General features: G+C 69.4%; 2 protein-coding genes and 1 pseudogene. 1 reads left to right on the top strand and 2 read right to left on the bottom strand.

Features of this window, described 5'->3' with window-relative positions; translation table 11 throughout:
• The first annotated feature begins 95 nt into the window (after positions 1–95).
• Positions 96–1,814 carry a bifunctional metallophosphatase/5'-nucleotidase gene (locus tag GUY61_RS36065; RefSeq protein ID WP_398958162.1) on the top strand — a complete coding sequence of 573 codons (1,719 nt, stop codon included), beginning with the start codon at positions 96–98 and terminating at the stop codon, positions 1,812–1,814.
• Between the two features lie 169 nt (positions 1,815–1,983).
• On the opposite strand, the gene GUY61_RS36070 is transcribed toward GUY61_RS36065, so the two are convergent.
• Together GUY61_RS36070 and GUY61_RS40935 are read right to left on the bottom strand one after the other, a co-directional pair.
• Complete coding sequence (locus GUY61_RS36070) at positions 1,984–3,393, bottom strand: lysine N(6)-hydroxylase/L-ornithine N(5)-oxygenase family protein (RefSeq protein ID WP_243766992.1); 1,410 nt, start codon at positions 3,391–3,393, stop codon at positions 1,984–1,986.
• Positions 3,386–3,628: pseudogene (locus GUY61_RS40935) on the bottom strand (aspartate aminotransferase family protein); the annotation flags it as partial. The pseudogene GUY61_RS40935 and the gene GUY61_RS36070, both read right to left, overlap by 8 nt.

Genomic DNA, 3,628 nt, shown 5'->3' on the forward strand with positions numbered 1-3,628 from the left:
CATCAGTTCGTTGAGGAGCGCGTCAAAGCGAGGCGGGCCCGGGTTGGTCCTTCCCGGGCCCGCGGTTGTCACCGGATGCGGCTCTACCTGTCGAAGTGCTTCGTGGGCGAGCAGTTGTCGGGCCGCGTCCGGCGAAGCGGTACTCGTTCACCGTGATGGGCACGACGGACCTGCACGGCAATGTCTTCAACTGGGACTACTTCACGGACGCGGAGTTCACCGACCGCGCGGCCAATGACGTCGGTCTGGCCAAGATCTCCACGCTGGTGAACCGGGTGCGTGAGGAGAAGGGCCGCCGGAACACGCTGCTGATCGACGCGGGTGACACCATCCAGGGCACCCAGTTGTCGTACTACTACGCCAAGGTGGACCCGATCACCGCCAAGGGCGGCCCGGTCCACCCGATGGCGCAGGCCATGAACGTCATCGGCTACGACGCGGCGGCGCTGGGCAACCACGAGTTCAACTACGGCATTCCGGTGCTGCGGAAGTTCGAGGAGCAGTGCGACTTCCCGCTGCTGGGTGCCAACGCGCTGGACGCGAAGACGCTCCGGCCGGCGTTTCCGCCGTACAGCATGCACCGGCTGCGTACGCCGTGCGGCCGTGATGTGCGGGTTGCGGTGCTGGGTCTGACCAACCCGGGCATCGCGATCTGGGACAAGGCGAACGTGACGGGGAAGATGGTGTTCCCGGGGCTGGAGGAGCAGGCGGCGAAGTGGGTGCCGAGGCTGCGTTCGATGGGCGCGGACGTGGTGGTCGTGTCGGCGCACAGCGGGTCGTCGGGTACGTCGTCGTGGGGTGACCAGCTGCCGTACGTGGAGAACGCGGCGGCGCTGGTGGCGGAGCAGGTGCCCGGGATCGACGCGATCCTGGTGGGGCACGCGCACACGGAGATCCCCGAGTACTTCGTGGTGAACCGGGAGACCGGTGCGCGGGTGGTGCTGTCGGAGCCCTTGAAGTGGGGTCAGCGGCTGACGCTGTTCGACTTCGATCTGGTGTGGGTGAAGGGCCGCTGGAGCGTCGAGAAGGTGGGGGCGCGGGTCCTGAACTCGAACACGGTGGAGGAGGATCCGCGGATCACGAAGCTGCTGTCCGACGAGCACGCGAAGGTCGTGGAGTACGTCAATCAGGTGATCGGCACGAACGTGGCGCGGATGACGTCGGCGGAGGCTCCGTACAGGGATGTGCCGATCATCGACCTGATCAACCACATCCAGGCGGAGACGGTGAGGGAGGCGCTGGCGGGGACGGAGTACGCGGCGCTGCCGGTGCTGTCGCAGGCGGCGTGCTTCTCGCGGACCGCGGTGATCCCGGAGGGTGAGGTGACGATCCGGGATGTGGCGGGGTTGTACGTGTTCGAGAACACGCTGGAGGCGCGGCTGATGACGGGTGCGCAGATCAGGGCGTATCTGGAGTTCTCGGCGAACTATTTCGTGCAGACGCCGGCGGGTGCGGAGGTGGATCCGGCGAAGCTGACGAACGCGAATTCGATCCCGGACTACAACTATGACGCGGTGAGTGGTCTGACGTACGAGATCGACATCGCGAAGCCGGCGGGGGCGCGGATCGCGAATGTGCGGTTCGGGGGTGCGCCGCTGGAGGATGGGGCGCAGTTCGTGCTTGCGGTGAACAACTACCGGGCGAATGGTGGCGGGGCGTTTCCGTTCGTGGCTTCGGCGAAGCAGTTGTGGGCGAATTCGGACGAGATCCGGAACACGATGATCGGCTGGGTGAAGGCGAAGGGGTCCATTGATCCGGCCGGGTTCGCTTCGGCGGACTGGAAGCTGACGCGTGACGGGGTGGACGTTTTCTAGGTTCCGGCGGGGGGTTCGGGGGCGGTCCGCGGGTTTGTCCGGCGGGCCGCCCCTGCGCGTGGGTCGTGCCGTGGGCGTGCCGGTGTCCGGCCGACGCGGGCGTCGGCCGAACGGGAGAGGGGCTTTCCGCGGTTGTGGCCGTCGGTGGTGCTCGGACTCGGGTGCCGGATCAGTTCTGTTCGACCAGGGGTCGCAGCTCTCCTGCCGGGGGCTGGGCCTGGCGCGGCAGCTGCGCCTGGGGCGCGCCGAAGGAGGTGAAGGCGGTGCGGCCGGGCAGTGGGTAGGGCTCGGTGCCGGTGAGGGAGTTGAGGATGGTGGCGCTGCGCCAGGCGGTCAGCCCGAGGTCGGGGGTTCCGACGCCGTGGGTGTGCTGTTGTGCGTTCTGGATGTGGACGGCGCCGGTGACGCTGGGGTCGAGTACGAGCCGGTGGTGGGCGTCGACGCGCGGGCGTTCCTTGCCGTCGCGGCGGATGTAGGCGTCGAGACCGGTGAGGAGCGGCTCCAGGGGGCGCTCGCGGTAGCCGGTGGCCAGGACGACGGCGTTGGTGGTGAGCCGGGTGCGGGTGCTCTGTTCGACGTGCTCCAGGTGTAGTTCGATCTTGGTGGTGGCGACCCGTCCCGCGGTGCGGACGTGCACGCCGGGGGTGAGGACGGTGCCGGGCCAGCCGCCGCCGAGGGTGCGGCGGTAGAGCTCGTCGTGGATGGCCGCGAGGGTGCCGGCGCCGATGCCCTTGTTGAGTTGCCACTGGGCGGGGAGCAGCCGGTCGCGCACGGCCTCCGGCAGGGCGTGGAAGTAGCGGGCGTAGTCGGGGGTGAAGTGTTCCAGGCCGAGCTTGCTGTACTCCATCGGGGCGAAGGCGGGCGTACGGGTGAGCCAGGTGAGGCCTTCGGCGCCCGCGGGGCGGCGGCGGAGCAGGTCGAGGAAGACCTCGGCGCCGGACTGGCCGGAGCCGACGACGGTGACGTGCTCGGCGGCGAGGAGCCGCTCGCGGTGGTCGAGGTAGTCGGCGGAGTGCAGGACGGGGACGCCCGGGGCGTCGGCGAGGGGTCTGAGTGCCTCGGGGACGTACGGGGCGGTGCCGATGCCGATGGCGAGGTTGCGGGCGTGGGTGCGGCCGAGGGCCTGGGCCTCGCCCTCGGGGTCGAGGTGGGTGAAGTCGACCTCGAACAGCAGGTGTTCGGGGTTCCAGCGGACGGCGTCGACGTGGTGGGCGAAGTGGAGTCCGGGGAGGTTCTCGCTGACCCAGCGGCAGTAGGAGTCGTATTCGGCGCGGTGGATGTGGAAGCGCTCGGAGAAGTAGAAGGGGAAGAGGCGTTCGCGGGTGCGCAGGTAGCTGAGGAAGGACCAGCGGCTCGCGGGGTCGACCAGGCTGACGAGGTCGGCGAGGAACGGCACCTGGAGGGTGGTGTCCTCGATGAGGAGTCCGGGGTGCCAGTGGAACGCCTGCCGCTGCTCGTAGAAGGCGGTGTGGAGCGGGCGGTCGCCGGGCAGTTGGTGGGCCAGGGCGGCAAGGGACAGGTTGGCGGGGCCGATGCCGATGCCCACGAGGTCGTGCGGCCGATCAGTCAGCTCAGTCATTGGGGGGTGCGGTTCCTTCCACGAGCCTGAGGAGTGCTGCGAGGTCGTCCGGGGTGGTGTGGGGGTTGAGCAGGGTGAGCTTGAGCCAGAGCCGGTTCCGGGCGCGGGCGCGTCCGAGGACGGCGCGGCCATGGGCGAGGAGGTCGCGGCGTATCGCGGCGACGTGTTCGTCGTCGGCTCCGGCCGGGCGGAACAGGACGGTGGTGAGGGCGGGGGGCTCGCAGAGGTCGAAGCG

The sequence above is a fragment of the Streptomyces sp. GC420 genome, assembly GCF_009916105.1.
Classification (GTDB): domain Bacteria; phylum Actinomycetota; class Actinomycetes; order Streptomycetales; family Streptomycetaceae; genus Streptomyces.